The sequence below is a fragment of the Candidatus Flexifilum breve genome, from assembly GCF_016713355.1.
This window is the reverse complement of record NZ_JADJPI010000035.1, coordinates 1,655,305-1,679,892: the sequence shown is the minus strand read 5'-3', so window position 1 is coordinate 1,679,892 and position 24,588 is coordinate 1,655,305. Positions and strand designations below refer to the sequence as shown.

The 24,588-nt window shown below is 60.7% G+C and carries 19 protein-coding genes; all 19 read right to left on the bottom strand.

From position 1 onward, the window contains the following. Nucleotides 1-6: 6 nt before the first annotated feature. Genes IPK17_RS30085 through IPK17_RS29995 form a run of 19 tightly spaced genes read right to left on the bottom strand, consistent with a single transcriptional unit; the run spans nt 7 to nt 24,528 of the window. Entirely contained in the window at nt 7-2,145 is a 2,139-nt protein-coding gene (locus IPK17_RS30085; protein WP_343421392.1) for an FHA domain-containing protein, read from the bottom strand. Then, the gene (locus IPK17_RS30080; RefSeq protein WP_343421530.1) at nt 2,145-4,688 is read right to left on the bottom strand and encodes a protein kinase domain-containing protein; all 2,544 of its coding nucleotides are present in this window, start codon (nt 4,686-4,688) and stop codon (nt 2,145-2,147) included. Before IPK17_RS30080 ends, IPK17_RS30085 begins: the two co-directional genes overlap by 1 nt. Next, nucleotides 4,685-7,174: an FHA domain-containing protein gene (locus IPK17_RS30075; RefSeq protein ID WP_343421391.1), complete on the bottom strand. Its 2,490-nt coding sequence runs from the start codon at nt 7,172-7,174 to the stop codon at nt 4,685-4,687. The genes IPK17_RS30080 and IPK17_RS30075 overlap by 4 nt, the downstream gene beginning before the upstream one ends. 6 nt (nt 7,175-7,180) lie before the next feature. Next, complete coding sequence (locus tag IPK17_RS30070; protein ID WP_343421390.1) at nt 7,181-8,092, bottom strand: eCIS core domain-containing protein; 912 nt, start codon at nt 8,090-8,092, stop codon at nt 7,181-7,183. Between the two features lie 20 nt (nt 8,093-8,112). Then, nucleotides 8,113-8,985, bottom strand: coding sequence for an FHA domain-containing protein (locus tag IPK17_RS30065; protein ID WP_343421389.1), 873 nt, complete (start codon nt 8,983-8,985; stop codon nt 8,113-8,115). Nucleotides 8,986-8,991: 6 nt separating this feature from the next. Beyond that, nucleotides 8,992-10,965, bottom strand: a complete 1,974-nt coding sequence (locus IPK17_RS30060; RefSeq protein WP_343421388.1) for a putative baseplate assembly protein — start codon at nt 10,963-10,965, stop codon at nt 8,992-8,994. A 9-nt stretch (nt 10,966-10,974) separates the two neighbouring features. Further along, nucleotides 10,975-11,364: a GPW/gp25 family protein gene (locus IPK17_RS30055; RefSeq protein WP_343421387.1), complete on the bottom strand. Its 390-nt coding sequence runs from the start codon at nt 11,362-11,364 to the stop codon at nt 10,975-10,977. A 12-nt stretch (nt 11,365-11,376) separates the two neighbouring features. Continuing rightward, the gene (locus IPK17_RS30050) at nt 11,377-13,068 is read right to left on the bottom strand and encodes a VgrG-related protein (RefSeq protein WP_343421386.1); all 1,692 of its coding nucleotides are present in this window, start codon (nt 13,066-13,068) and stop codon (nt 11,377-11,379) included. Nucleotides 13,069-13,084: 16 nt separating this feature from the next. Further along, nucleotides 13,085-13,735, bottom strand: coding sequence for a CIS tube protein (locus IPK17_RS30045; RefSeq protein ID WP_343421385.1), 651 nt, complete (start codon nt 13,733-13,735; stop codon nt 13,085-13,087). 14 nt (nt 13,736-13,749) lie between these two features. Continuing rightward, nucleotides 13,750-18,507 carry a hypothetical protein gene (locus IPK17_RS30040; RefSeq protein WP_343421384.1) on the bottom strand — a complete coding sequence of 1,586 codons (4,758 nt, stop codon included), beginning with the start codon at nt 18,505-18,507 and terminating at the stop codon, nt 13,750-13,752. Nucleotides 18,508-18,522: 15 nt separating this feature from the next. Continuing rightward, a complete protein-coding gene (locus tag IPK17_RS30035) occupies nt 18,523-18,984 on the bottom strand; it encodes a phage tail protein (protein ID WP_343421383.1) in 462 nt (153 codons plus the stop codon). Between the two features lie 3 nt (nt 18,985-18,987). Beyond that, complete coding sequence (locus IPK17_RS30030) at nt 18,988-19,146, bottom strand: hypothetical protein (RefSeq protein WP_343421382.1); 159 nt, start codon at nt 19,144-19,146, stop codon at nt 18,988-18,990. Then, nucleotides 19,146-19,307, bottom strand: a complete 162-nt coding sequence (locus tag IPK17_RS30025; protein ID WP_343421381.1) for a DUF6760 family protein — start codon at nt 19,305-19,307, stop codon at nt 19,146-19,148. Before IPK17_RS30025 ends, IPK17_RS30030 begins: the two co-directional genes overlap by 1 nt. Next, entirely contained in the window at nt 19,304-19,669 is a 366-nt protein-coding gene (locus IPK17_RS30020) for a phage tail assembly protein (protein ID WP_343421380.1), read from the bottom strand. Before IPK17_RS30020 ends, IPK17_RS30025 begins: the two co-directional genes overlap by 4 nt. Before the next feature lie 21 nt (nt 19,670-19,690). Beyond that, nucleotides 19,691-20,152, bottom strand: a complete 462-nt coding sequence (locus IPK17_RS30015; protein WP_343421379.1) for a phage tail protein — start codon at nt 20,150-20,152, stop codon at nt 19,691-19,693. A 29-nt stretch (nt 20,153-20,181) separates the two neighbouring features. Then, nucleotides 20,182-21,786, bottom strand: a complete 1,605-nt coding sequence (locus tag IPK17_RS30010; protein ID WP_502749351.1) for a phage tail sheath family protein — start codon at nt 21,784-21,786, stop codon at nt 20,182-20,184. Nucleotides 21,787-21,841: 55 nt separating this feature from the next. Next, the gene (locus tag IPK17_RS30005; protein ID WP_343421377.1) at nt 21,842-22,498 is read right to left on the bottom strand and encodes a Pvc16 family protein; all 657 of its coding nucleotides are present in this window, start codon (nt 22,496-22,498) and stop codon (nt 21,842-21,844) included. 9 nt (nt 22,499-22,507) lie between these two features. Next, nucleotides 22,508-23,542 carry an ATP-binding protein gene (locus tag IPK17_RS30000; RefSeq protein ID WP_343421376.1) on the bottom strand — a complete coding sequence of 345 codons (1,035 nt, stop codon included), beginning with the start codon at nt 23,540-23,542 and terminating at the stop codon, nt 22,508-22,510. Further along, nucleotides 23,467-24,528, bottom strand: a complete 1,062-nt coding sequence (locus IPK17_RS29995) for a hypothetical protein (protein WP_343421375.1) — start codon at nt 24,526-24,528, stop codon at nt 23,467-23,469. The genes IPK17_RS30000 and IPK17_RS29995 overlap by 76 nt, the downstream gene beginning before the upstream one ends. Between the last annotated feature and the right edge of the window lie 60 nt (nt 24,529-24,588).

Sequence of the window (24,588 nt, the reverse complement as noted above, 5' to 3'; positions counted from 1 at the left end):
CGACCGTTACAGTGGGCTGTAGTCATCGCCAACTTCTTCATCATCATCGACGTACCGAATCCCTAACATGGGGCGGAAAAGGTGTTCCGTGCCCGTCACCTGCGAGTGCTGCGTCTGCGTGACGGTGGAACCCATGCGCGTTATATTCCGGTTCACAACGGTGGTGGGGTCCCACAATTCGACAACGATGTTCTGGGTAATGCTCACTTCTGAACCAATCGGGACGATCACATCGCGTTCGATGGGGATGCGTTCGCCGTTCACGAACACCCCATTTTTCGCCTTGAGATCGCGAATGGCGAAGCGTCCGTTGCGATGGATGATCATGCAGTGGCGCGGGCTGATGTAGGGTTCGGCGATAACGTAATCGCAGCCGCTCGTGCTGTCCCGCCCGATGACAAACTCGTCTCGCGTGATCGGGATCTCCAACTCTTTCAAGCCTCGGATGACGATCAGGCGTCCAAGGAGCTTGTTAGCGACGGGCGCGGGGGGCGTTGGGGCCGCCGTTGGTGTGGCCGCTGCAGGCTGCTTGGTTGGTGGGTCGGGCTGTCCGGCATCGGTGATGAATTCCTGATCCGCCGCATCGCCATTGCGCAGGCGCCCCGCTCGGCTGATGCGCCGCAGGCGGACGAGCATCACAACAATAACCACCACGAGGAACAGGATGATCCCGGCGAACAGCAGAATAAGGCGGCTATCGCTGGCTGTGATCGTCTGAGGTACGGCGCTGATGGGAGCGGCAGCGGGGACAGTCACCGTCGGCGCGGGCGGGGCAGTCGCGGTCGGCGGTTGCGTTGGTTCCGGCGTCGGCGTGGGCAGCGGCGGGAGCGCGGCCACCAGCAAGCGGCCTTCGGCTTCGGCTGAACCGCTCAACCCGAGCTCGTCCGTCACGGTGACGACCAGACGGAACGCCGTTGTACTGTCCGGTTGATCGAAATTGGTCAGCGGCAGCGTCAGATCGAAATTGCCAAGCGCATCCACATCCGGGTCAAGGTCTAGTTCGGAGATCAGCACCTCATCGTCGGCGGTGCTCCGCAATTCGACCTGAATGCTTTGAACGGAGCGCGCTACGTTATCGGAGAAGACCACCCGCGCGGTCAGTTGGTGTTCGCTCACGTCGAAGATGACGCTGTCAGCAGAACGACTCGGCGTGCGGCGCAGGTCGAGCGCGCCATCCGCCAGTTCGACCTGAGGGGGCGCGAAGACGCGCTCATAGGCGTAACTGGTGCTGAGCCGCTGCTGCGCGCTGAGCTGGACGGTGAGCGTGACTTCCGGTTCAACGGTCAGATCGCGGCGTTGGGGGCTATAACTCAGGGTGTAGACGCTGCGGCTGCTTTCCAGCGCTTCATAAGCGAGTGCCAGCGTGCTCACCGCCGCCCCGTCCTGCAAAAAGCGACCGCCGCGATTGTTCACAAAGAGGCCACCGCCATTGGTCGCGAGCGCGCGCAGTTTCTCGGTGCTGTCATCGCGGAAACGGTGCGCCTGAAGCACATGCAACGGGACGCCGAGCGCGGCGAAGCCTTGTCCCACCAGCGGATCGTCGTTGGCAATCAGATACGAGCCGACGAACAGCGCCTGAAACGCGCGCGTCGGGTGCTGCGCGAGTTCCGCTTGCAGACGTTCCTGCGCTGCTGTGAACATCGATCCGATCGGCGCATACAGGTTGGAAGCGATCAAACCGTCGATCTGACTCTGGAGCGCCGATAGATCGGTGGGTTCAAACGTTTCGAGCAGATTGGGTCCGAAGACGTAGAGGATGACCTGATCGCCGGGGCGATAGTAGCTGTCAAAGTACGCGCGCAGAGTGGCGCGGATGAGATCGGCATCGGAGGCCGAACCGAGGTTCACCATGACCAGAGTTGTGAGCGGAGCGCTCGGCGTGCTGGTGACCTGCACCGCCGCCGCTGGTTCGCCGATGCTGAAATTGGCTGCGTTGAGCAGATCGTAACGCTGCAAGCCCGCGCTCCGAATCAGCAGATCGACAGATACGCGATCGTCGACGACGGCGGCGGGTGTGACCACCAGCAGACTGCCGCTGGCGGTCTGCGCGTGGACGGCGAATGGGCTGATCAGCGCCAGCAAGCCTAGGAGTAACCACAGGGATAAATTACGCGGCGGGATGCGTTTCATGGTTCGGACGATCATCAACTACTGCCCCCCGGATTCGGAATGGCGTTCCCTGTTGTTCCCGGTGCTGGTGTCGCGGGCATGGGCTCTAAATAGAAGTTTTCGGCTTCACCTTCCGCCGTCCAGCCGACGACGCCGCCGTAATTGATCTGCCACCAGCGGATTTGATCAGTCGTGTCACAGGTTGGCCCGCCGACGACGAGGAAGCCAGCGCCCGGTTGCATCAGCGCGATCACCTGTCCTTCGGCTTTGCCGGGGGCGGAACGCACGCGGTTGGGCAGACCACCGGGCGTGACAATGCCCTGCATGCCGACCGCCATGCGCGACGGCGTGGGCGAACCGGAGCAGATATCGCCCGCCGTGCCGGGCAGGGTGGGGAAGGGCGTGATCGTGGGCGTGGGCGGCAGAATGGGGGCAATGTCTTCATTGTCAGGGACGCCATCGCCATCCGTATCCCGGTTGAGCGGGTCGGTGCCCAGTTCGACTTCTTCACCGTCGGCCAGCGTGTCGCCGTCGGTATCCCGATTGAGGGGATTGGTGCGCCAGACGCGCACTTCCACGCCGTCGGGCAGGCCATCTTCATCGGTATCCGCCAGCGAAGCGAACGTTTCCAGCGTGGCTTCGCGGCCATTGGTCAGCCCGTCGCCGTCATCATCGCCCAGCGCGATAGCCGTCGCGGTCGCGGCGACATCCGTCGCCTGCACGAGCGCCACCTGCGTCTGCTGCTGCGCGGTATAGGCGGTGAACTGCGTATACCCGAATACGGCGATTACGGCGAGCACCACGAGCAGCATGAGGCAGCCGCCGAGCAGCCAACCGGGAATCAGCGACTGCACGACGACTTCGCCTGAGGCCGACTGCGTGCCCCCGTACGATTCGGCGGGCGTCGGGATGACGCTGAACTCAAAGGGAAAGGTTTTTGGCGCGCCGAGCAAATGCCGCCGCTTGGCCATAACGCGCACGGCGAACAGCTCACTTTGCCCCGGCGCGAGCGTGTACTGCTTGGTGCTCAGGTCAAAGCGCAGCGCCTGTTCCCGGTCGCGGGCTTGCAGCGTGTACTTGCCAAAGGTGTTCGCGCTGTTATTGATGCTGACCTGCACGAATTTACCGGAAGCGATCCGTTCCGGTTCCATGTCGATGACGAAACTGTAGAAGGGCTGAATCAGCAGCGAGCCCTGCACCGCCGCCGAGGTAAGACCCTGCGCGCGCGCGCTGACGCGGACTTCAAACGCGTGTTCGCCCGCCGTGCTCGTGCTGTTCATGGGCGGGTTGAAGGTCACCGAGGTGGTGTTGCGGCTGTTGGGCAGCAGAAACAGCGGTTCGGTGGGCACGGTTACCCATGCAGCGGGCAAGCCGATCAGCTCGACGCGGAAGTGATCGACCACGTCGCCGCGATTCACAATTTCGATGGGCAGCGCGACTTTCGTGCCGGGCGTGACCTCTAAATGCGGCGCCTCGATGTTGACTTGAATCTTTTCCGGCAGCAGGGGCGGATAGGCGGGTATGGCCTGCGGTTCTGGGGCGGCGGTCGGCAGAGCGGAGGCTTCATCTTTGGCGGGCGCGGCGGTGCTCGGTCGCTCAATGCGTACCCAGTAGCTGCCCATGCGCAAGGTATCGACTGGATCCCAGATTTCGGCAATCCCGTTGATGAGGCGATAGTTCCCCAGGAACGTGCCGTTCTTCGATCCGAGGTCGATGATGCGATAGACACCGCCCAATGCCACTTCGACGCGGGCATGCTGATGCGACACGCGCCGATCATCCAGATTGATATCCTGACCATCACCGCGCCCAATCGTGAGCACGTTCCGGTCGAGCGGGACAATGCGCGTGGGCGCGGTCTCGCTGTAGAAGATCAACAGCGCGTGATCGGGGTGCGGGCTGGGGGCGCGCGTGGGCTGCGGCATCTCGGCGGCGACGGGCGCGACCATCACCTGCGTGACATCGCTTTCCACCTCGACGAGCTTCGTCCCCTGACCGGTACGCTGATTTTCCAGCGCGAGGCCAATATCGCTGCGCTGAAGGGCGCGCGCCACTTCAATCGCCGTCTGGAAGCGATTGTTCGGGTTCTTCTCCAGCATCTTCAGCACGAGAATTTCGAGTTCTTCAGGGATATCGCCGCGCGTGTTGCGGGGCAGCGGAATGGCTTCGCGGGCGTGCATGCGAATGGCTTCCGCCATCGAGCGCGGCTGATACGGCGGCGCGCCGACGATCATCTCATAGAACACGACGCCCATCTCGTAGATGTCGCTGCGCGTATCAACGCGTTCGCCGAGGCACTGCTCTGGCGACGCGTACGTGTAGTTCACGTCGGGTTTGTCGGACATATACAGGTCGCCATTTTCAGCGGCCTGCGCGACGGTGAACTCGGTCAGCACGGGCACGTACTGCACAATCGGCCCGATGACCGGGTTGGGGCGCAGCACAATGCTCGTCGGCGACAGCGCGCGGTGGATCATTCCTTGCTGGTGCGCGTAGTTCATGCCCTCCGCGATCTGAATCATCAGCGCCACAGCTTCCGACAGGCTCATTTGCTTGTTGGAACCCTTGAGCTGGTTCAGATAGTTGCGAACGTTTCTTCCGCCGCGAGGTGCGGATGCATGATCTTGAGCGCGACTTCGCGATCCAGCGGTAGTTCGGTCGCCTTGTAAACCGCGTTCAGGTCATTCTGACCGAGAAAGCGATCAATGCGAAAGTTCTTGATGCGCCTGCCGACCATCCGGCGCGAGTCTTTGCCCACGTCCAGTGTAATCGCATCGAGCAGGCGGCTGCCGCTCTCGAATTTAAGCCAGTAATTCCCCAGACGCACGATCTCGTCTTTGTCCCACAGGACGTGCGTTTGCGGGACGAGCAGTGTATCGCCGACCCATGTGCCATTCGTCGAACCGCGATCCAGCAGCAGAATGCTGCCATCCGCGCGCAGTTCGATTTGCGCATGAGCCCGGGAGACGCGCTTGCCATCCAACTGAATATCCTGATCTTCACCGCGCCCGATGGTGATGAGTTCGGACGCCAGCTTGATCACCTGCATCGGGTGATCCTCGCTGTAAAACACGAGGCGGTCATTCGACTGTAAATCAACCGTCAGCGGTGGTGGAGAGTAATGCGGCATCGCCTCGTCCAGCGGACGAATCATCACCACGGTCGCGTTTTCGTCGTCGGCTGTCCCTGTTTCATCGCCGAAGCGCGGCACCCCCGCCATCAACGAGATGGGGACGACACGCTTCAATTCATATTGCAGCCAGTACTCGCCAATGCGCAGACTTTTTTCGGGTTCAAGGCGAATTGTCTCGCCAGCGGCCAGGCGTCGTCCATCCGTCCACACGCCATTCTTGGAGCCGCGGTCGCGCAGATAGAATTTGCCATCAATGGCGCGTTCAATCGAGGCATGCGCCCGCGAAATACCTTCGCCACCTAATAAAATGTCCGCTTGGCTTGACCGCCCAATTTCAAAGCGGTCGCGATCCAATTTGACGGTGAGCGTCGGTTGAGAATCACTGTACAGAATCAGCCGATCAAAGCCCATTTGGTCAGGCGCAATTTGGGGGGGCGTATGCCGGGGTGGCTCCGTCCACGCCAGCAGCGCGCTCACATCCGTGTTGACGGCATCCGACGGCGAAGGCGGCGGTTTGACTGGCTCCGGCGGGCTGACTTCGATGGGCGCTTCTTCAACCTGCGCGGGCACTTCCGAGCTGATTGTTTCGGCGGGCAGCGGCTTGAGTTCAAGCTGCATCCAGTAGTCGCCCAGACGCACGATCACGCCGGGATTGAGCAGCACCGGCACGCTCGGGTCGAGGCGCGTCTCGTTGACCCACACACCGTTGGTCGAGGAATGGTCGGTCAGGTAATAGCGACCATTCGGCTTGCGTTCAACCTGCGCATGCAGGCGCGACGCTTTGCTCCCTTGCAGCGCGATTTTACTGCTCGGGTCGCGCCCAATATCGACCGTATTATCGATCAGCGGAGCCGCAAACGACGGATGCTCCGCGCTGTAGAACAACAGGCGATCATTGTCCGGATCGCCGGGCGGCACAGCGAATCCGAGCGGCAGCGCGGACGGCAGCGGCATGGTCATGATGGCCGTCGCAATGTCGGTCGGTACCCGGTCATCGGCGGTGTTGAAGACCAGGGGCGGCGCGACGGGTAACGGTGACGGCGTGGGCGCTTCACTCGGCGGTGCCAGAATCGGACGCAAGAGCGCTTGCAGCTCGTGCGCGAGATCATTCGCCGTGGCATAGCGCTGCTCCGGGTCTTTTTGCAGACAGCGCAGCACAATCCGTTCCAGATCCGCGGGATAGCCCTGACGCAGCGTCGACGGGAGCGGCACCGCTTCCCGCCCATGCATGCGCGCCGCTTCGGCGATGGACTTGGGGTTGAAGGGCAGTCGCCCAACCGACAACTCGTAGAGCATGATGCCGAGCGAGTAAATGTCGCTGCGGTAATCGATTTTCTCGGCGAGGCACTGCTCCGGGGACATATACGGGTACGTGCCGACGGGCTGCTGCTCGGTGATTTCGCTGGCAGTGCTGACAGTGAGCTTCGCCAACCCGAAATCGGTCAAAATCGGGCGGTAGCTCAGGCGGGGCGCGCCGTTCTCGGGCTTGAGCAGCACGTTATCCGGCTTGATGTCGCGGTGAATCATGCCCTGCGAATGGGCGTAGTCGAGCGCTTCGGCGAGCTGGCGCACGACTTCAATCGCTTCCGGGTAGTCAATGAAGCGCGACTCTTCATTCAGCCGCTTGACATACTGGCGCATGCTCCCGCCGGTGATCAGCTCCATGACGAGGAACAGATCGCCGCTCAGGTTGTTGAAGGTCAAAACGCGAATGATGTTCGGATGATCGAGCCGCGCGGATGCCCGGGCTTCCTGCAAAAAGCGTTGCTGGAAGCTGGTGTGGGCGGCGAGATGCGGATGCATGATCTTGAGCGCCACCTGACGCTGCAACCGCAGGTCAGTCGCCCGGTAGACCGCCGCCATCCCGCCCTGTCCCAGCATCAGGTCAATGCGATAATGCTCAATCGTGCGTCCAATCATCCCGTTACGCATGTGCTGCTATTTGCCCTTTGGCTTGCGGCTGACCGCGTTCTGCTGAATCGTGTGGGTCAGTTCATGCGCGAGTAACCGCTTGCCCTCACTGGTATCCGGTTGATATTCGCCCTCGCGGAAGAAGACATCGCTGCCCGTGGTGAAGGCGCGCGCGCCGACGGCAGCATTCAGTTGATCCGACTCGGTTCCCGTGTGAATGCGTACATTGCTGAAGTCTGCGCCGAACGCCTCGCCAAACGAGCGCTGCACATCAGCGCTCATGGTCTGACCGCCGCCGCGCTGGGACTCAATCGCCTGTTCGACCCCCGCGTCGACATCGAAGCTTTCGGCCAACGAGTGGGCCGGTTTGGTCTGGATTTCGTCTTCATCGGCTTGCCGCATGATGTGCGGGTCACGCTGGGTTTGGATTTCGTCTTCATCTTCCGCCCGCTGCACGATATTTAGGTCGCGTTGGGTCTGGATTTCATCTTCGTCTTCCGCCCGCTGCACGATATTCAGGTCGCGTTGGGTCTGGATTTCATCTTCGTCTTCCGCCCGCTGCACTATATTCGGGTCACGCTTCGTCTGCAGCTCGTCTTCATCCGCTTCACGCATGACATGCGGGTCGCGCATGGTCTGGATTTCGTCTTCATCTTCCTGTCGCTGCATACCGTCCATGCGCTGCAAAACCTGCTCGGCGACGCTGTCGGCCTCGTGTTCCGACGCATTGTCGGCAGACGTGACCGTCAGCTTGGCTTGCAGCACCGTGCCACCGGGCAGGTGTGTGCTGCCCTGCGTCATGAGGCGCTGCAGCGCCTGATTCCCGATCAGACTCTGAAGCTTGAGCGCCGGATGCGTGCTGGGTGCGGCCGCCGCTTCGTCCGACTTACGGGGCGGCTTGGACTGCGCACGATGGACATCTGGTTGATGTTCAGCCATTTTCAAATCCCCTTTGTGGTCTAGGTCACTTCGAGCAGGTAGGACGCAAATGCCGGGCGCTGCGAATTGATGAGCCGATCCGCGACTTCCGCGCCCAACTTCGATTTCGATTCGCTGAGCGGCAGCCGCACGACGAAATGGCACGGTACCGTCTCAATGATTTCCGGCGTGACATCAAAGTAGAGTTCCAGCAGACGCTGCAAGCCCATGCGCGTCCCGCGGCGCAAGAACAGCCAGCCCAACTGCCGCACGATCTCGCGCTGGCGGGCGACCGGTAGTTCGGGCAGCAGCAGCAGATCAAACCAGCTCGCCATCCACGCCAGCCATTCCTGCGGCGCGGTTTCCGGCGAGAGGTAAAAGTCGAAGTTGTCGATCATCCAGATGATCGGGTTCATGATCGACTCGAAGATGAGCAGGAAGCGTCCCATAAACTCATCATCCGAGTAGATCGCTGGGAGGTACTGCAGCCAACTGCTTTGATCGTAGGGCAAACCGGGCACAAAGCCGGGACGCGTCTCTGTCGGCGCAAGTCGTTCCAGGGGAGCAGACGCGGGCGGCGCGACGACAATCGGCGTCGCGTAGAGCAGGCGCACAAACGTGAAGATGTACGGCCCGGCGCGCAGCACATCGCCCTCATGCAGTTCCTGCGGCACGCGCGGAGGGATCCGCGCCTCATTGAACCACACGCCGTTGCTGCTGTTCAGGTCTTCGACGAGATAGGTGTCGTCGTCGCGCCACAGAATACGCAGGTGCTGGCGGCTGATCTCCCGGTTATTGAGCACGAGATTGTTATCGGATCCGCGCCCCACGCGCAGCCCCTGCCGACCGACGACCATTTCCTGTTCGTCCATGTCGGGGCCGCTCACCCGGAATACCGCTTTGATCTCTTCCATCGCGGCCTAGTCCGTAATGATCGTATGCTGGAACGAGACGACAATCCCCTGCGGCGGCAGGCGGACTTCCTGCGTTTCGGTGCCGCGGGTGAACTGCCGCTTATCGTAGTTCACCGGGAACAACTTGACTGAACGCACGAAATTCACCCCCGGCACGGAGAGCAGCACGGCGGTCAAATCGGACACGAACAGATCGCGCCCGAACTTCCAGCCCGTGCCATCCGTCCCGCCGGTCAGCGGATTGACGAATTCGAACAGTCGCTTTTCGACGGCGGCGCGCACCTGCTCGGTGTCGTACAGATCACTGATGCTGATGCGTGTTTCGCTCTCCACCCACTGATAGGTCGGCTGCGTGATTTCCAGTTGAGTCGACAGTAAGCGCCGATCATCGAGGTAGGTTTGCACGGCTTCGCGCAAATCGGCGGCGACTTCCAGACTTTCCGGCGCGATGAACCCGGTCAGGCGCGGCACCTGCGGAATCAGCAGTACTTTGATTTCCCCGCGGTTAGTGAGCGGGGGCTGCAGGCAGTACGCGCGTCCGATGCGCCCCGGCGCGGCTTCGAGCGCCAGGTATTCGAAATCGGCGGCGGTGACGGCGCGGCCCAGTGAGCGCATGAAGTGCGGAACGCGCAGCTTCGCGCTTTCGAGCGATTCGGTGTCCATGCCGCCGCGCGCCGGAAAGCGATTGGTCACACGGCTGACGTAGGGCAGGGAGGTCTTCAGTTCGTTGATGGTGTTCACGGCCACGTTGCCCGCCAGCCCGCCGCCGTAGCGGTAGCGTGACATGATCAGCATGGCGTTTTTGGGCGGCAGCGCGCCGTAGCGACGCACCTGACCGTCGCGCATGGGCAGGGCGGGGCCGAGCCGCAGCTCACCCGTGTCGCTGTCCAGCGTGTAATGGCGGTCGTTGGGCATGGAGCTGGAGAAATCGGTGACTTCCTGCCAGCGTTCCTCGCGGCCATCGTCGCGGCGCACGATCAGATATTCGTTGACCGACCGGGCGATCAAGGGGCTGTGCGCCAGATAGAAGATTTGACCGGGCGAACCATCGGAGCGACCGATCACTTCGTTCGTCACCACGTCGATGTTCGTCGCGCCGACCGTGCCACCCCAACTGGCGACGGTGACCCGGCGAAGGCGCGGGCTGACGTTGTAGCGGCTTTCCACCGTCATCGAGTCGAGGCGGCAGCGCAGCCAGAAGACGTTGCGGTCGTTGCGGACCGCGCGGCGTAACTGCGGCAGATGCATCTTGATGAGGCCGCTGATGTTCAAGCCGAGAGTCGTGTCTTCTTCGACCACCACACGCGTCCAATTTTGGGTGAGGTCGGTGCTGAGGACTTCCCACACATACGGCGGGCGCTTCGGGTCAATGCCCGCGCCTTCCGCCGTATCGACTTCTAATTCGAGGCCGATCAGGTGATCGCTCAAGTCATTGTCGAAGCCGAGGTAGAACGCATCGTCGTTCGCGGGCGGGGTTGACGTGAACGCGGCGAACGTTTCATAGCCTTCCCGCACGCTCTCCGCGTCATACACGTTGAAGGAGCGCTTGTCGTCATCACCCACTGAGGTGAGCACGGCGCTCAGTTCCGGTACGCGAATCGCGAGCTCGCCATCCGTGGTGAAGACGATAGCGGCGTCGTTCTCGGTGCGGGCGGTCGCCACCTGCGTCCCATTCGGAATAGCGATTTGGGCAGCTTGCGGCACGCTCAGCCAGAAGGTGACGCTCGTGCGGGCCGGTTCGGCTTCTTGCAGCCGCAGGCCGATCAGCTCCATGAATTTGACGAAGTGCTTGTCGGGCACGCGGTTGAGCCGGTACAGCACAATATCGGTCATCCACGCGAACAGTTCGATCAGCGTGATGCCGGGATCGCTCAGGTTATGATCAGTCCATTCCGGTGCGTAGAGTGGAATCCGCGCCCGTGCTTCTTCGACCAAATCGTTGAACGACCGATCATCCAACCGGGGTGTTTTTAAGCCCATAATGATCTATCACCGGGGTACAAGATAATAAGGAAAAACGAGGCTGCGCGGTTCATATTGTCCTTTAATCTGATACGTCACGTGAATCGACATTTCGCCCAGTTCGGTATCACCGGGTGTTATTTTGACCCCTTGCACGGTGATCCGCGGTTCCCAGCGCAGCAGCGCTTCACGAACGTAACGTTCCGCCACCACGGCCGTTTCCTCATTCACCGGGTCGAAGATGAGGGAGTGAATCTCGCACCCAAAGTCCGGATGCATGACGCGTTCACCCGGCACGGTGTACACGATAATGTAGATGGATTGTCGAATCGCCAGATCGCCGGAGACCAGCGCGATCTGGTTGCGATCACCCAATTGGAACGGAAACGCGAGCCGACTACCAATAAAATCATCCATGCCGCACCATTTCTAGTTAATGTTAACGACTGCGCCCTTGAGATTGGCGGGACCGGTCGCTTTCAGGTCGAGCGTCGATTGCGCTTCCACATTGACGGCTCTCCCTTTGATGTCGACATTCCCGGTCGCGGTGAGCGTCATATTTTTCGTCGCTTTGATCTCAATATCGCCCGCGCTTTCAATCGTGATCTTCTGCGTGGTCGTGTCGATGGTAATCTTGTTGCTCGTACTGGAATCGATGATGTAGATGCCCTTCTTTTCGCCGCCTTTGTCTTCATCGACCAGCTTAAACACATGACCAACCCTCGTTTTGAAGATGCGAACCCGGGTTTTCGACGCTTCGACCGGAGCAGGATCGGGTGGCGCATCCTTGCCATTCCAGATCCCACCGAGCACGTAGGGGTGATTGATGTCACCGGACTCAAACGCGACCAATACTTCATCGTTGACTTCGGGAAGCCACTCAATGCCCCGGTTTTGACCAGCCCCGGGCGCAATGACCGGTGCCCATGTGCTCGTGTGTTCCTCAGTCAACGTGGGGAATTTGACTTTGACGCGATTGATTTTCTTGGGATCAACCGTATCAGTCACGATGGCCGGAACCACGCCGAACCACGTCGACGTCCGCGTTGTATTTCCGGCGACGAGATCGGTAACTTGCTGCGGCTGCGTGCCTTCAATCGTGAAGTGCGTGTCGTACCCTTCCGCGGACGTGAAGAGATGGCGGGTGGATGACAAGCTGTAAGTGCCGCCAAACCGGGTGCCAATATTGCTGATTTTAACGCGCACGCCGGGCAGCAGCGCGGGATTTCCATACGCGACGCCTTCCGCTTCGGCAAAGCTCACGCCAATGTGAGCCGCCAACGCCTTGGCTAGATTGTCGCCGTCCATTTGCGTCTCCACCGGAACGCGGGTTTCAACATACTTACTGTTCGGATAGAGGCTGTTCTTTTCCGAAGCCATGGAACTACCGCCAATGGCGGGGACTGATGAGGTGGGGGAACCGGTCGCGACAATCGCCTTTTTTTGCATGCGATCCCAACTCCGCACTTCAACCGACCCCACTTGGTCGACCAGCGACACCCGTGGGCGAAAGCTGCGCAGATTTTCGCGCCACTTTAGCTCAATCGGATCGGCCGTCAGCGGTTTGCGAAAGCTCAATTTACCATCTGTGCTCATCACCAGTTCGAAGCCATTGCGCTCAGCCAGTATCTGCATGAATGCCAGATCGGTCTGGTTGTCTTGAAACACATGCTCCCGAACCACCGAGGTACTGGTGACAGTTTGCGTCGTGAGCCCGGCGGCTTTCGCCAGTTTGGAGACGATATCGCTGTCCGTCATGTTCAGGAAAGTCTGCGTGTGCGCTTTCAGCAACCGATGACGTTTATCATACCCGCGCACGACGAACTGGGCGACCGAATCCGCGCCAAAATCCGGCTCAAGAGCGGTCACTTCACCCGTGAAAACCACACTGAGCGGGTTGGTGACGCCCATGGAGATCTGGATTTCCGCCCCTAGCTTAAATTTTGCGCTGTCCATGAGGACGAAATCGTCATCGTAGAAACGCAGCGTGAACATGCTCGGCAGATCCAGCGTGTTTTCCACGTCGGCGAGGTAGAGCAGATTCATTTCGGTCGCCGATAAATCGGCTCCAGCCACTTTGATAGTGACCTGGCTGACGTCCGGTTGGGGATTGTTGGTCATGGGCGCTCGTTTATCCCTAGGTTCTCAAGACCGTGCCCGGCGGAATGCGCATCGGGTTATCGATGTTGTTGTTCTCGGCGATTTGGCGGTAATTGGCCGGGTCACCATTGTTGTTCGCCGCGATATGATCCATGCGATCCCCTTCGCGCACCTGCGTGTTGGAGACCGGAGGCGTCGAACTGGTCTGCGAACTGGTCTGCGGCGCAACTTCTTCGGCATCTTCATACTGCCGCAGCGTGATCTGAATGCTGCAGCGCAGCGGGATGCCTTCGTCGGTGAACAGCGTGAACTTCTCCGACATCGACGTGATGACCGACTTGAAGTACAGACTGCCCCATTCGAACGCGACGGTCGGCGGTTCGCCTTTGTTCGAGACCTGATTTTTCTTCGTCTGGTCGATCATCATCATCGACCACAGCGGCTTGGTATACGTACGCACATCCGTTTTGGCCATCTGCGTGTCGAAGTAGAGGGTCAGCGTGAGCGTTTGCGCCCCACCTTGACCGAACGAGACCAACGGCACATTGCGCCCCGACGGCTGCTTATCCAGCCAGTTGTTGGACTTGCTGATGGTGTATTCGTAGGGATTGAACATGAACTGCACCACCTCGCTCGGTTTCACGAGGTTGGTGATTTTCGCTGGTTTGAGTTCGCCGCGGGTTGTCATGGTGTCACCTTCGCTTACCTGTGCCGCGCGCGTTCAGATTCAATGCGCAGGCGATCTTTCAGAATGCGGTATACGTCGCGGGCCAACTGGTCGATTTCCAGATCGTCGAGTTCGAATTCGGTCTCGGAGTCATCTGAGTCGGTGTCGTCTCCGGCGGTGATCACCCGTTCCAGCACAGGCGTAAGTGGCTCCGACTGGATCACCGGTGCGCTGGTTGGACTATCGGGCTGGGGCGACCGCTGGATCGCAGCGGGCGCTCGTGTGTCGGCGCGGGGTGGCGCTGACGGAATCAAACCCATTGCCTGCAGCGCCGTCAACACGTCAACCGGCGGCACTGATGGCGGCGCGTTGGTGATCCCCGTGTCACCCTCGGGCTCGCCTTCCTCTCCGCTCCAGGCTGGCATCGACACGTCTGCCGATGGTGGGCTATCGGTGGTCGCATTGGCGACGGAGCGCGACACCATCCCCGCGGCCTGCAGCGCCGCGAACACATCGACAGGCTCCTCCGGGCTGCTGGAATTCTCACCAACCGCTGCCTCGGCAGCCTGAGCCCGGTCAAGGGATTCCGGGATGAGCGTGGTGCTCACTTCAGGCACAGAGATCGGTTGGGGCTGCCCCGTGCTCACGCTTGGTTCAGCACTATCGTGTGGCGCGACTGACGTAGTTACCGGAATTGGTGTTTGATTCGCGGTCGGCGACCCGGGATCACGCTGCACCGTGGCGTCCGGTTGTCGCTCACTTAGTGTGGGCAGCACAGATTCAGCGGTTGCAGGCAGTGAGGCAGTGACGAGCGGATCAATTGACGGTGTGGCAGACTGTGGCGCACGCGGTTCAGGCACATCACTTGAGGACAAGCTCACAACCGGTTGCTCGAGTCCGGTTGGCAGCGCCGCGACCTCATACTCAGTAATCGACAGCGGCGGCGTGCCTACAACGGTCGGATTGACTGATGGGGCAGAGGCGTTAGCTGCCGACTGTGCTTCCCGCTGAATATTGGTTTCAGTAGGTGAAATGTCCGGCGTGGGGCCAGCTGTGGTGATCGGTTCAACCGCGTTAATCGGCGTACGGATAGATGCAGGTGAGCCGATTGCAGGCTGTGGGCTTTCAATTACATTCGGGATCGGCGCGGTGCTGCCCACGCTCTCGCTGCTGTTGGCTTCTATAACAGACTCGGTTGGTGCTTCGGTCGGCGTCAGCGGAGTGCGCTGTACTGTCAGCTCGTTCGGTGGAGTGCTCGCCGCCGAAGTGTTCCGTTCGAGCTCCGGCGCGGCTGCGCTGACTTCTGGCGTCGCGGCTGTCCATGATGGCGTCGGTGCGGGGAGGGGCGTTAGTTCCGGCAGCGCGCTGTTGTCGGTCGGCGCTGCTTCACGCTGCGCTGCGCTCTGGCTGTTCAACGCGTTCACCGTAGGTTGAGGCGGCTGAACGGCAGTCGGCGCGCTGATTGTTGGTTCCTTAATCGGCGCTGGGACTATCGGCGGTTGCCCGACTGCACGCTGAAGCGGCGCGGCGGTTGCTGCCGTCGGGGGCGCAGGATCGACGTCTGATTGATCTTCCGATTCTACTTGGACGCTGCGCTGGGCAACAGCTTCAAGCGGCGTCGTGGTCACCGTTTCGAGCGGTGGCTCAAGCGCAGGTGCCGCGCTCGGTGGGCTGATTTGCGGCGGGGTCACGGCCGTAGATGTGTCTGGTGCAGTGAACACTTCGCGCTGGACAGGCGATGCTTCTGGCGAATGGCTGATGGGCAGCGTCGCGCTCTCGCTGGCTTGCTGCGCCGGGAGATTCACCGCGGATGATTCGCTCAGAGTTCCGTTAAGTTCGACGGTTGGTTGCGCCTCGGTCGCGCCCAAGTCGCGCTGGACAGGCGATGTTTCTGGCGAACGGCCAATGGGCAGCGTCGTGCTCTCGCTGGCTTGCTGCGCCGGGAAATTCGCCGTCGGCGCTTCGTTCACAAATTCATTGTATGCGACCGTGGGCTGCGCCTCAGTCGCGGCGCTAGCGCGCTGAATGGGCGGATTGGGAACATCCGGGCTGGCTGACTTTTCAGGTGATAGGGCTGGTGTCTCAAGCGCAGTGGGCAGCGGCGCTGACAGCTCGCGCTGAGCAATCGACGCGCCTGACCCTAAGCTGCTTTCGGCTCGAGCAGGTTGCGCCACGGGAGATATGTCCGACAGTGGGAGACCACTATTCGTCTCAAAAGGTGATTCAAAACGTTCCGGCTCAGGCTGCACGCTGACTTCACTGCCGAGTGCGTGCAGGCGGGGCTGATCAACAGGTGACTGGGCTGGAGGCCCAGCTTCGAGATTCGTTTCCACCGGGCTAGTCTGTGGTGGAGCGGCATCCAACATACGCTGCACCGGGCTCGGGGTGCTGGTTGCTGCGTTGACAGCCGGTGTCCCACTGGGCTGATCAATGGGGGGCTGCACCGGGATCACAGCTTCGAGATTCGTTTCCACAGGGATAGTCTGGAATGGAGCAGTGTCCAACACACGCTGCACCGGGTTCGGGGTGCTGGTGGTCGGGCTGACAGCGGGTAACCCGGCGGGCTGATCAACAGGTGGCTGCGCCGGGATCACAGCTTCGAGATTTGTCTCCACCGGGATAGTCTGTGGTGGAGAAGCGTGCAACTCACGCTGAACCGGGCTCGGGGTGCTAGTTGCTGCGCCAAAAGCGGGCAATTCCGTCGGCTCATTCGAAGGCAGCGCCTCAGGCACAGGGGGTGCGCTGGATGCTGGCTCAGACGGTGCGCTCTCAAGCCGATTGGCCATCTCTGCGTACTCGCGCTGCGCGAGCGGCGCCGCACTGGATGCTGGCGACGACTGCGGCGTTTCGATGGCGCTGACCATAGGCGTCGTAGCGGGCTTATCGGTGCTGGCCACTTGCGCGGCACTTGGTTCACCGGATGTTTCCCGTTGGAGGGGTGTTTCGGTCGGCGTGCTGCTCACTGCAGGCGGCTGCGCCTCTGGTTCCGTGATCGGAACGGAAACTTCGCGGTTGGGCAGAAGGGTATGCTGCACGCTGATTGCTGTCGGTTCCGACAATTCAGCGAGTGCGCTCGTCGATGCGCTGGTTTGTGGCGCGGGGTTGGCTTCAGGACGGAGCGCGGCTGATACATCTGTCTGGTTCAGCGTCTCCCTTTGGACAAGTTCTTCACTCACGGGGGAGGTGGGCGCGTCCGTCGGACCCACTTCCGAAACCCGTGAACTGGCGGCGGACAGAGGCGCAGCGGGGATTTGAGCAGGTTTGTTGGAAATCGCCGCCTCTGGTGGCAGGCCGCGCTGCAGCGACAGCGGCGCGGTTGCGGGTGCTGCTGTGTCTATCGGCAGGGGCGGCTGCGTGCTGCTTACCGCGCCTGTGCTCGGTGCGGATCGTTCGCTGACGGTTGGCGAGTGTGGGGCAAGTGGAACGGTCGGTGCATTGCTCCCCAAGGGGTAGGCTGGATCGTCTTGGACGGGTTCCGGGTCGGTGGGCAGCACGATATCAGACTGTGTCGGCGGCTCTACTTCAACAGGCACAGCGCGCTGAACCGCACCCGGAATTGAGACGGGCGGCACAGTGGGCAGACTGGGAAATGGCGGCGTTTCCGTGGAGCGCGGATCGCTCGGTGGCACCAAATGCGGTGATGATGGGGCGAGCTCAGAAGCTTGATGCTCAACCGGTGGCTGAGCAGCGCGCGCTTCGACCGTCGGCTCGCTTGGCGCGGCGGTTGGCGCTGGCGGCGGTGGAACCGTGATCGCCGGAACGGTGGGGCGCTCACCGGGAATCGGCTGAACCGGTGCGGGTGTTGGCATCGATAAGGGTGCAGCGTCCCGCTGAACGCTCAGGTCACGCGCGGGCGGCACTTCGACTGGAGAGACATAGCTCACGTCGGTCGTCGCGGTTTCGGCGGGGGGCAGGAACGCAGGCCGCGGCGGCAGTGCCTCATTGGGCGCGCGTTCCACGCTGTCCACGATGGGCGTATCCTGGGCTTGACTTGAACTAGAGTCGACTTGCAGCTCTTCGTTTAGCGCTGTGATGTCGTCGGTCGGGAGTAGAGGGCTATCTGCCGCACTCGCTGACCGCTGCAGACTGTCCACGACCGGCGTATCAGACGCTTGACTGGAAGCGTCTGCGGGTAATAAAGCGTCGCCAGTCTCAATTGCGGTCTCAGCGTTGGTCGCGTTGACGTCTTCGACGGGTTCCGCTTCGTCTCGTTCAGGGACTGGTTGAACGGGTTCGCTTTGGCGCTGAAGCGGTGGCTCTTCACCCTGACTGAGCGGCTTGGTATCGACGTAGTTGACCGACATTTTCCCACGGCGGCGGCGGATCTGGGCAGCCGCTTCGGGATCAGCGTTCGAAAGTTGTTCGCTAAACTTCGCCAATTTGTCCTGGCGGATTTCTTCCCGTTGGACATCGCGTTTGCGGCCTTCTTCCGCGAGTTTCAGGAGCGAGGCGGGAAGCTTAGGCGCATTGGCTGGTGGTTGCGGTGGCGCGCTTTGGCGCTGAATCGGTTTTTCGGGCGCGGCTGGCACGGGCTTGGGTGCAGCTGGTGGGGTTGGCTCGGATGCTGGAAGTGGAGGGGTGATGTTATCAACGGGCGGCGCAGCTTCGGGCGCGGGCAGCACCGATTCTTCCCAGAGCAGGGGTGTTTCGATCTCCGCCTGCCAGTTCGGCGGCGGTGCTTCACGCTGCGCCGGGAACTGCTGCTGCGGGACGTAGTGGCGCATGATGCCGCGGCCAAAATCGCGCATCCGCACCCCAATGGTCTGAAACTGCCGCTCGCGTTTTTTCATCACATCCAAATTCCAGCGCTACGAGCTGGATTGTCTCGGGTTGAGTTCGATCTCAAACCCGTGATAGACCAATTCAAGTTCTTCGATGGCGATTTCGCTGCTGTCCGTTTTCAAACTCGGACCGCTCCATTTGACCGGATAGGCATTGCGAAAACTCCAAACGACTACGGGAACACTCATCGAATCGACCAGCGCCACCGTCACCTGACGATAGGCTTTGTCGAGATCACCCTTCATCACGTCCAAATACCAGTTGAGCAGGCTCATGTCGCGGGTCAGCCCATGACGGAGCGACACTGTCCCGGTATTTACGCGCACGGGTAGTTGATGGATGTAGGCATTCTGGCCACCTTCTTGAATGCGTTCGACATCCACTTGCAGGCTGGGCAGGCGAAATTCGGTGAACAGCAGGTTATAAATGCCTTCAATCGTCACCAAAAAGCGATAGCCGTTAAAAGAAATGTCATTGAAATTGAGCATGGTTTAGCCGCGCCGTCCTCCGCGCCGTTCCCGATCCCGCCGCAGTTCGAGCATCCAGATCTGCCAGATGCGCTCGCTCACCTGCTGCACGAGCTTCTCGTAGGCTTCATCGCTCATCGAGCCGCGCTTGGATTTCTTGGCCTGCTGTTCCGGCATCGCCATCACTTTCTCGTCTGTGCTTGCCCGGAGCGGATCTGGTTTACGGTGCGCACCCACGCCTGCCGTTCGCGGTGGGTTAACGCCAAAATCTCATCGTGTTTCCAGCCCAGCCCCATCGAAAGATAGGCTACCTCCTCGCGCAAGCGAGCGACGGGGTAGCTCACAATTCCCCCAATAAGGGGAACTCCACGTCAAACTCATGCCCGCAGTTCGGGCACACGGCCTGTTCAACGCGCGCGTCCGCATCGTTGATCTGGCGATAAAAATCCTGCAAGTAGGCGATATCCCCCGCGAAAAAACGTTCAACCATCGCGGGCGTCACGCGGGGCAGCGTCCCAAGTCTGGTGATGACCTGCGACAGCAGGATCACCACCAGATAGGCTTCGTTGTTGCGAACACGCGGATCACGCAGCGGGGCAATTTCGTCCATCGCCGTCGCAAGGCGCATCGTTCCATCGGTTTGTAGGACGCCGTTGTCGTCGATATAGCCTTTCGGCAGGACGAAGCTGAACTCCGTTTGTAGCATGCTGGTTCTCCGTCAGTTCACTTACAGGGCGCGCTTGATGCCCTCATGCACGATCGTGACTTCTTCGACGCCGACCGAGCTGGACTCGGTGTTGAGCGACGGGCCGCTGAGCTTAGACGGCCAAGCCGCGACCACATCCCACTGCGCCACAAGTACGCCGGCCTGGTCATACATCATGATTGACCCGTTGGTACGCGCTTGATCGACTTTGCCCTGCTCCACCAGATAGCGCCAATCCCAAATATCCATATTGCTTGTGAGCCCGCGCTTGAGGGTGATATCTCCCCACTTCAAGCGACCCGGTACTTTGCGGATGGCTTCCTTATCGCCCCTAGACGTGATTTTGTGCTCGGTGACTTCGGTTTCCGATCCCAGACCGCTGCATTCGGTGAAATAGCCTTTGATCTTGCCGCCAAAATCAATTTCCCAATTAAACGATACAAAGGGATCACCGGTGATGACGTCTTGTGTAATGAGAGGCATGTGCTTACTCCTTTAAGGCTAGAATCGGGTTAACTCTCGGGCGACCATTGGCTGATGCGGAAGATCACGAATTCGGCGGGCTTGACCGGCGCAATACCGATTTCCACGACTAATTGACCGAGATCGCGCAGTTCCGGCGGGTTGGTTTCCGCGTCGCATTTGACGTAGAAGGCGTCTTCCGGCGAGGTGCCAAAGAGTGCGCCCGTGCGCCAGACGGTCGTCAGGAAGGCGCGCACGTCACGGCGGACACGACCCCACAGGAACGTATCGTTCGGCTCAAACACGACCCACTGCGTGCCGCGTTCGATGCTCTCTTCGATCATGTTGAACAGGCGGCGCACGTTGATATAGCGCCACGCCGGATCGCTGCTGAGGGTGCGCGCGCCCCACACGCGGATGCCGCGCCCGGGGAACGAGCGGATGACGTTCACGCCGATGGGGTTGAGCAGATCGTGTTCACCTTTCGTCACCTGCACTTCGAGACCGAGCGCCGTGCGCACGATTTCGTTGCCGGGGGCCTTGTGCACGCCGCGCGAGTTATCGACGCGCGCGTAAATGCCCGCCATGTGCCCGGACGGCGGCACCATGCGCGTGCGGCCCTTGCCGCCCGTCATATCCGCCACTTCAACCCACGGATAATACAGCGCGGCGCGGGTGGTGTCGTAGTTGACCTGCATGCGCCATTCTTTGACTTCCTGCGGCATCAGGGCCGGAGGCGCGTCGAGGATGGCGAAGCAGTAGCGCACCAGTTCGCAGTAGTCGATCAACGCCTGCTGCACGGCCTGCACGCCCTTCATGTCGATTTCGCCCGCCTGATAGCTCGCCATCAAGTCCGGCGCGCAAATCATCGTCACATCGTCGAGCGCTTCCCGACCGCCCAAGCCCTTGCGTTCGGACACGCTGCCCTTGTAGTCGACCAGCGAGATGGCCTTGGTCTTGACCTCGCCGCCCGCCAGCGGGTAGCTGCCGCCGACCGGCGCGAGTTCGGCCTTGCCGACCATCACCGCATTGATCAGGCTGGACTGGGTTTGCAGGACAGTCACGACATTCTTGTCGCCCTTGGCGGTCGTCAAACCGGGGAACGATTCGCGAACCTGCCCGCCCACTTTCACGTTGATGGTGAATTCGGGAGCCGACGGTGCGGCCTTCTTGCCGCCTTCGGTTTCGCTGTCGCCCGCGCCTGACGGGGCCGCGGCTGACGGCTTGACTTCGACTTCGATGCCATTGCCGACCGGGCCGCCTTGTTTGGCCGTGAATTCGAGCAATTTAGCCGCTTTGTCGCCCTCGGCCTGAACGGTCGCTTTGGCGGGAACGCTCAGGCTCGGGTCATCCGAGGTGCCCAGCGTCCGCACGCTGACGACGTAGCAGATCGTGCCGCCGTTGGCGAAATACCCGTAGACCGAGTCCGGCGTATACGCGCCCGCGACAAAGCCGCCAAACTTTTGCGTGTATTGGCTCCAGTTGGTGACGAGCGTCGGCTTGCCGAGCAGCGACACCGTCTCACCGTTCTTCGTATCCGTGGCTCGTTCGGTGTAACCAATGAAGGCGGCGACGGCTGTCCCGACCGACTCAATGGGTTTTGTCCCACGGTCGACTTCTTCCATATAAACGCCAGGAGAAAGGTAATTAGGCATTTTTCGTACAACTCCTTCGAAGCTACTGCTACGCTCTGCGATAAACGATCATGGCTTAGTCCTGCTCGTCTTGGTCGGCCTGTCCCTCCTGCTTCTTTGGTTTGATTTTAATAGCGCCGCTGGGTGTCGTAAGTTGATGCGTGGATGGAGATTCGGCCTGACCGGTTTTGATGGTCGCCTCCAGCACCAACGGAACTTCCTGAACCAATAGGGTGTCGAGTTCCACGGTGGCTTGCAGCGTAAAGCCCAAATGCATCTGGTTATCCATCACGCCCCATAAATCAACCAGATTGACAGGGCAGACCGACATGTCGGCGACGGTGATGGGGATATCGAGGTTTTGGTAGCGCAGCGCGCCTTCGCATTGCGCAGGCGTAAGCTGGGTGATGGGTTTTAGCACGCTCAACGCCCGCCAGAACAGGCGGTGTTCGTCTTCGATCTTGCGCGCCCACGCTGTCACCAGATAACTCAAGTCCATGCGCTTGGGGGGACGCGTGATCTGGCTGCTGTTCCCATTCCGCTGCACCTGACGTTCGGCGCTGCGGAGCTTGAGGTTTTCGCGGAGATCAAAGCACCAGCAGTTGAGCGTCGGGCGGCTCAGGCGTCCCGCCCACTCGCGGCTGGGCAAATCAAACGAAACTTCGATTTCGGAACCGAAATTTCCGTTTTTCGTCAGAATTGCGCGCAGCGTAGCGTCCAGGTCGTCCAGCATCGTCGGTTCCTAATCTTCGGGCAGTCGCCCCATTTTCTGATTTTCGCGGCGCACCGCGCTGCGAATATGCGATGGTGTGATCACCCGCCCGTCTGCCGCCGCGAGATAAGCGGCTGTCAGCGTGACATTACGGATGTTGCCACCGGAGAGCCGGTACTTCGCCGCGATCTGCGCCAGATCCACTTCCGGGGAGAGGGGCGCGGTCGGCGGGAAATGCACTTCAAAGATGCGGCGGCGGTATTCGGCGTCGGGGACGGGGAATTCCAGAATGAAGTCCAGACGGCGCGTGAACGCATCGTCCAGATTATGCCGGAAATTCGAGGCCAGAATGACCGTGCCGTCGTAGTTTTCGATGCGCTGCAGCAAATACGCAACTTCGATGTTGGCGTAGCGATCATGCGCGTCTTTGACCTCGGAGCGCTTGCCGAACAGCGCGTCCGCCTCGTCAAAGAAGAGGATGGCGCTGCCCGTCTGCGCCTCCCCGAAGATGGCGCTCAGGTTTTTTTCGGTCTCGCCGATGTACTTGCTGACAACGGCGGATAAATCGATCTTATACAGCGGCAGGCCCAGCTCATGGGCGATCACTTCGGCGGCCAGTGTTTTGCCGGTGCCGCTGTCGCCGGAAAACAAGGCGCTGATGCCTTTGCTCGCGCGGCTGCCGAATCCCCATTCCTCGTTGACGATTTGGGCGTACAGCATGCGGTCACAGATCTCGTGGAGCTGTGATAATTGATCCGGCGGCAGAATGAGGTCATTCCAGCCCTTGCGCGGGGTGATGCGCGTGGCGAGATGGCCGAGCTGAATACTCGCATGAATTTGCGCGCCCGCGTAGACATCTGCCCGGGTGGGGAACTCTCCGCGCGAAGCGGCGAGATCGGCTGCGGTTTGAACGGCACGCGTGATCTGCATATAGGTGAACCGGAATTTATTGGCTAATGTCGCCAGCTCGTCCTCGGTGAGCGTCGCATTCACAGTGTGCGCTTTGCGCTGCCAGACCTCACGGCGATACCCATAGGCGGGTGTGTCGATTTCCAAGCGCAGCATCCGGCGGTCACGTTCGGCATCCCCCGGTTCCCAGTGAGCGCTCCCCCACAGGAACACGGGATACGGGTACTCCAGAATTTGTTTCCAGAACAGGGCGGGGGCTGACGCTGGTCATCCAGCACACTGTCCCAGTGCCGGAACAGCAGTGCCGACCGGGTCAGATAGCCTTCGCGCACGGCGAGACTCAGGAGCACATCGGGCGACTCATGCCGCTGCGCGCGCTCCAGATCGATACTCAACAAGGGCAGTTGATGGACGGCGCACAGGGCAGCCGCGGTTTCGAGCTGGCCTGTATCGCGCGCTCCCGGCAAATAGACGATGGGCACGGTGAGCAGGGCCTGAGCGACGCGCTGAAATTGAGCCGGGGATATGGGCGCTTCGGCTTGAGCATGCACCGTGGTGATGAGTCCACGCAGACGCTCGTCAAACGCCTCACTGCCGAGCAGATAGTCCTCGATCCGGTGATCGACCTTGAGCGGTTGGGCGAGGCGCGTGGAGTTGGGACGCGTGGTATCAATCGTCAGGCTGATGAGGTGATGGTGCAGCAGGGGCGCAGTCGCGGTCAATCGCTCCCACACGGCCAGCCGCGTAGGGATGCCGTGCCCCAGCAGATTCGCGATCAGATTGACCGTTGGATAACGCAGCGAGACATCATCTTGCAGGTAAGCGTAGATTCGTTCGTAGCTGCGATCCAGATCCGGGAGCAGAGCGATGAGTAAAATGCCGAGATCAAGGGTGGTGAGCGCAAACGCGCTGGCCAGCAGTCCGAGTCGTGAGTCAGGGAGAATGAGGAGATCCAGCGATTGGAGCGGCGGCAGGTCGGAGGGATCGCCAGCGAGCTGCTGCAGGTGGGCTTCGACTTCGTCACGGGTGACAATGAGCCCGCGCAGCGCATCTGTAGGATCGTGTCCGGCAGCATCCGCACGGTACACAGCTTCCTGAATCAACTGCTGGATAGGGGACACAACAGTCTGAAGCTGATCCAATAGGAGCGAAGTCCTCAAAGTAGGCCTTTTTCGGGTAGTACTAATCTATTCGCCCCAACG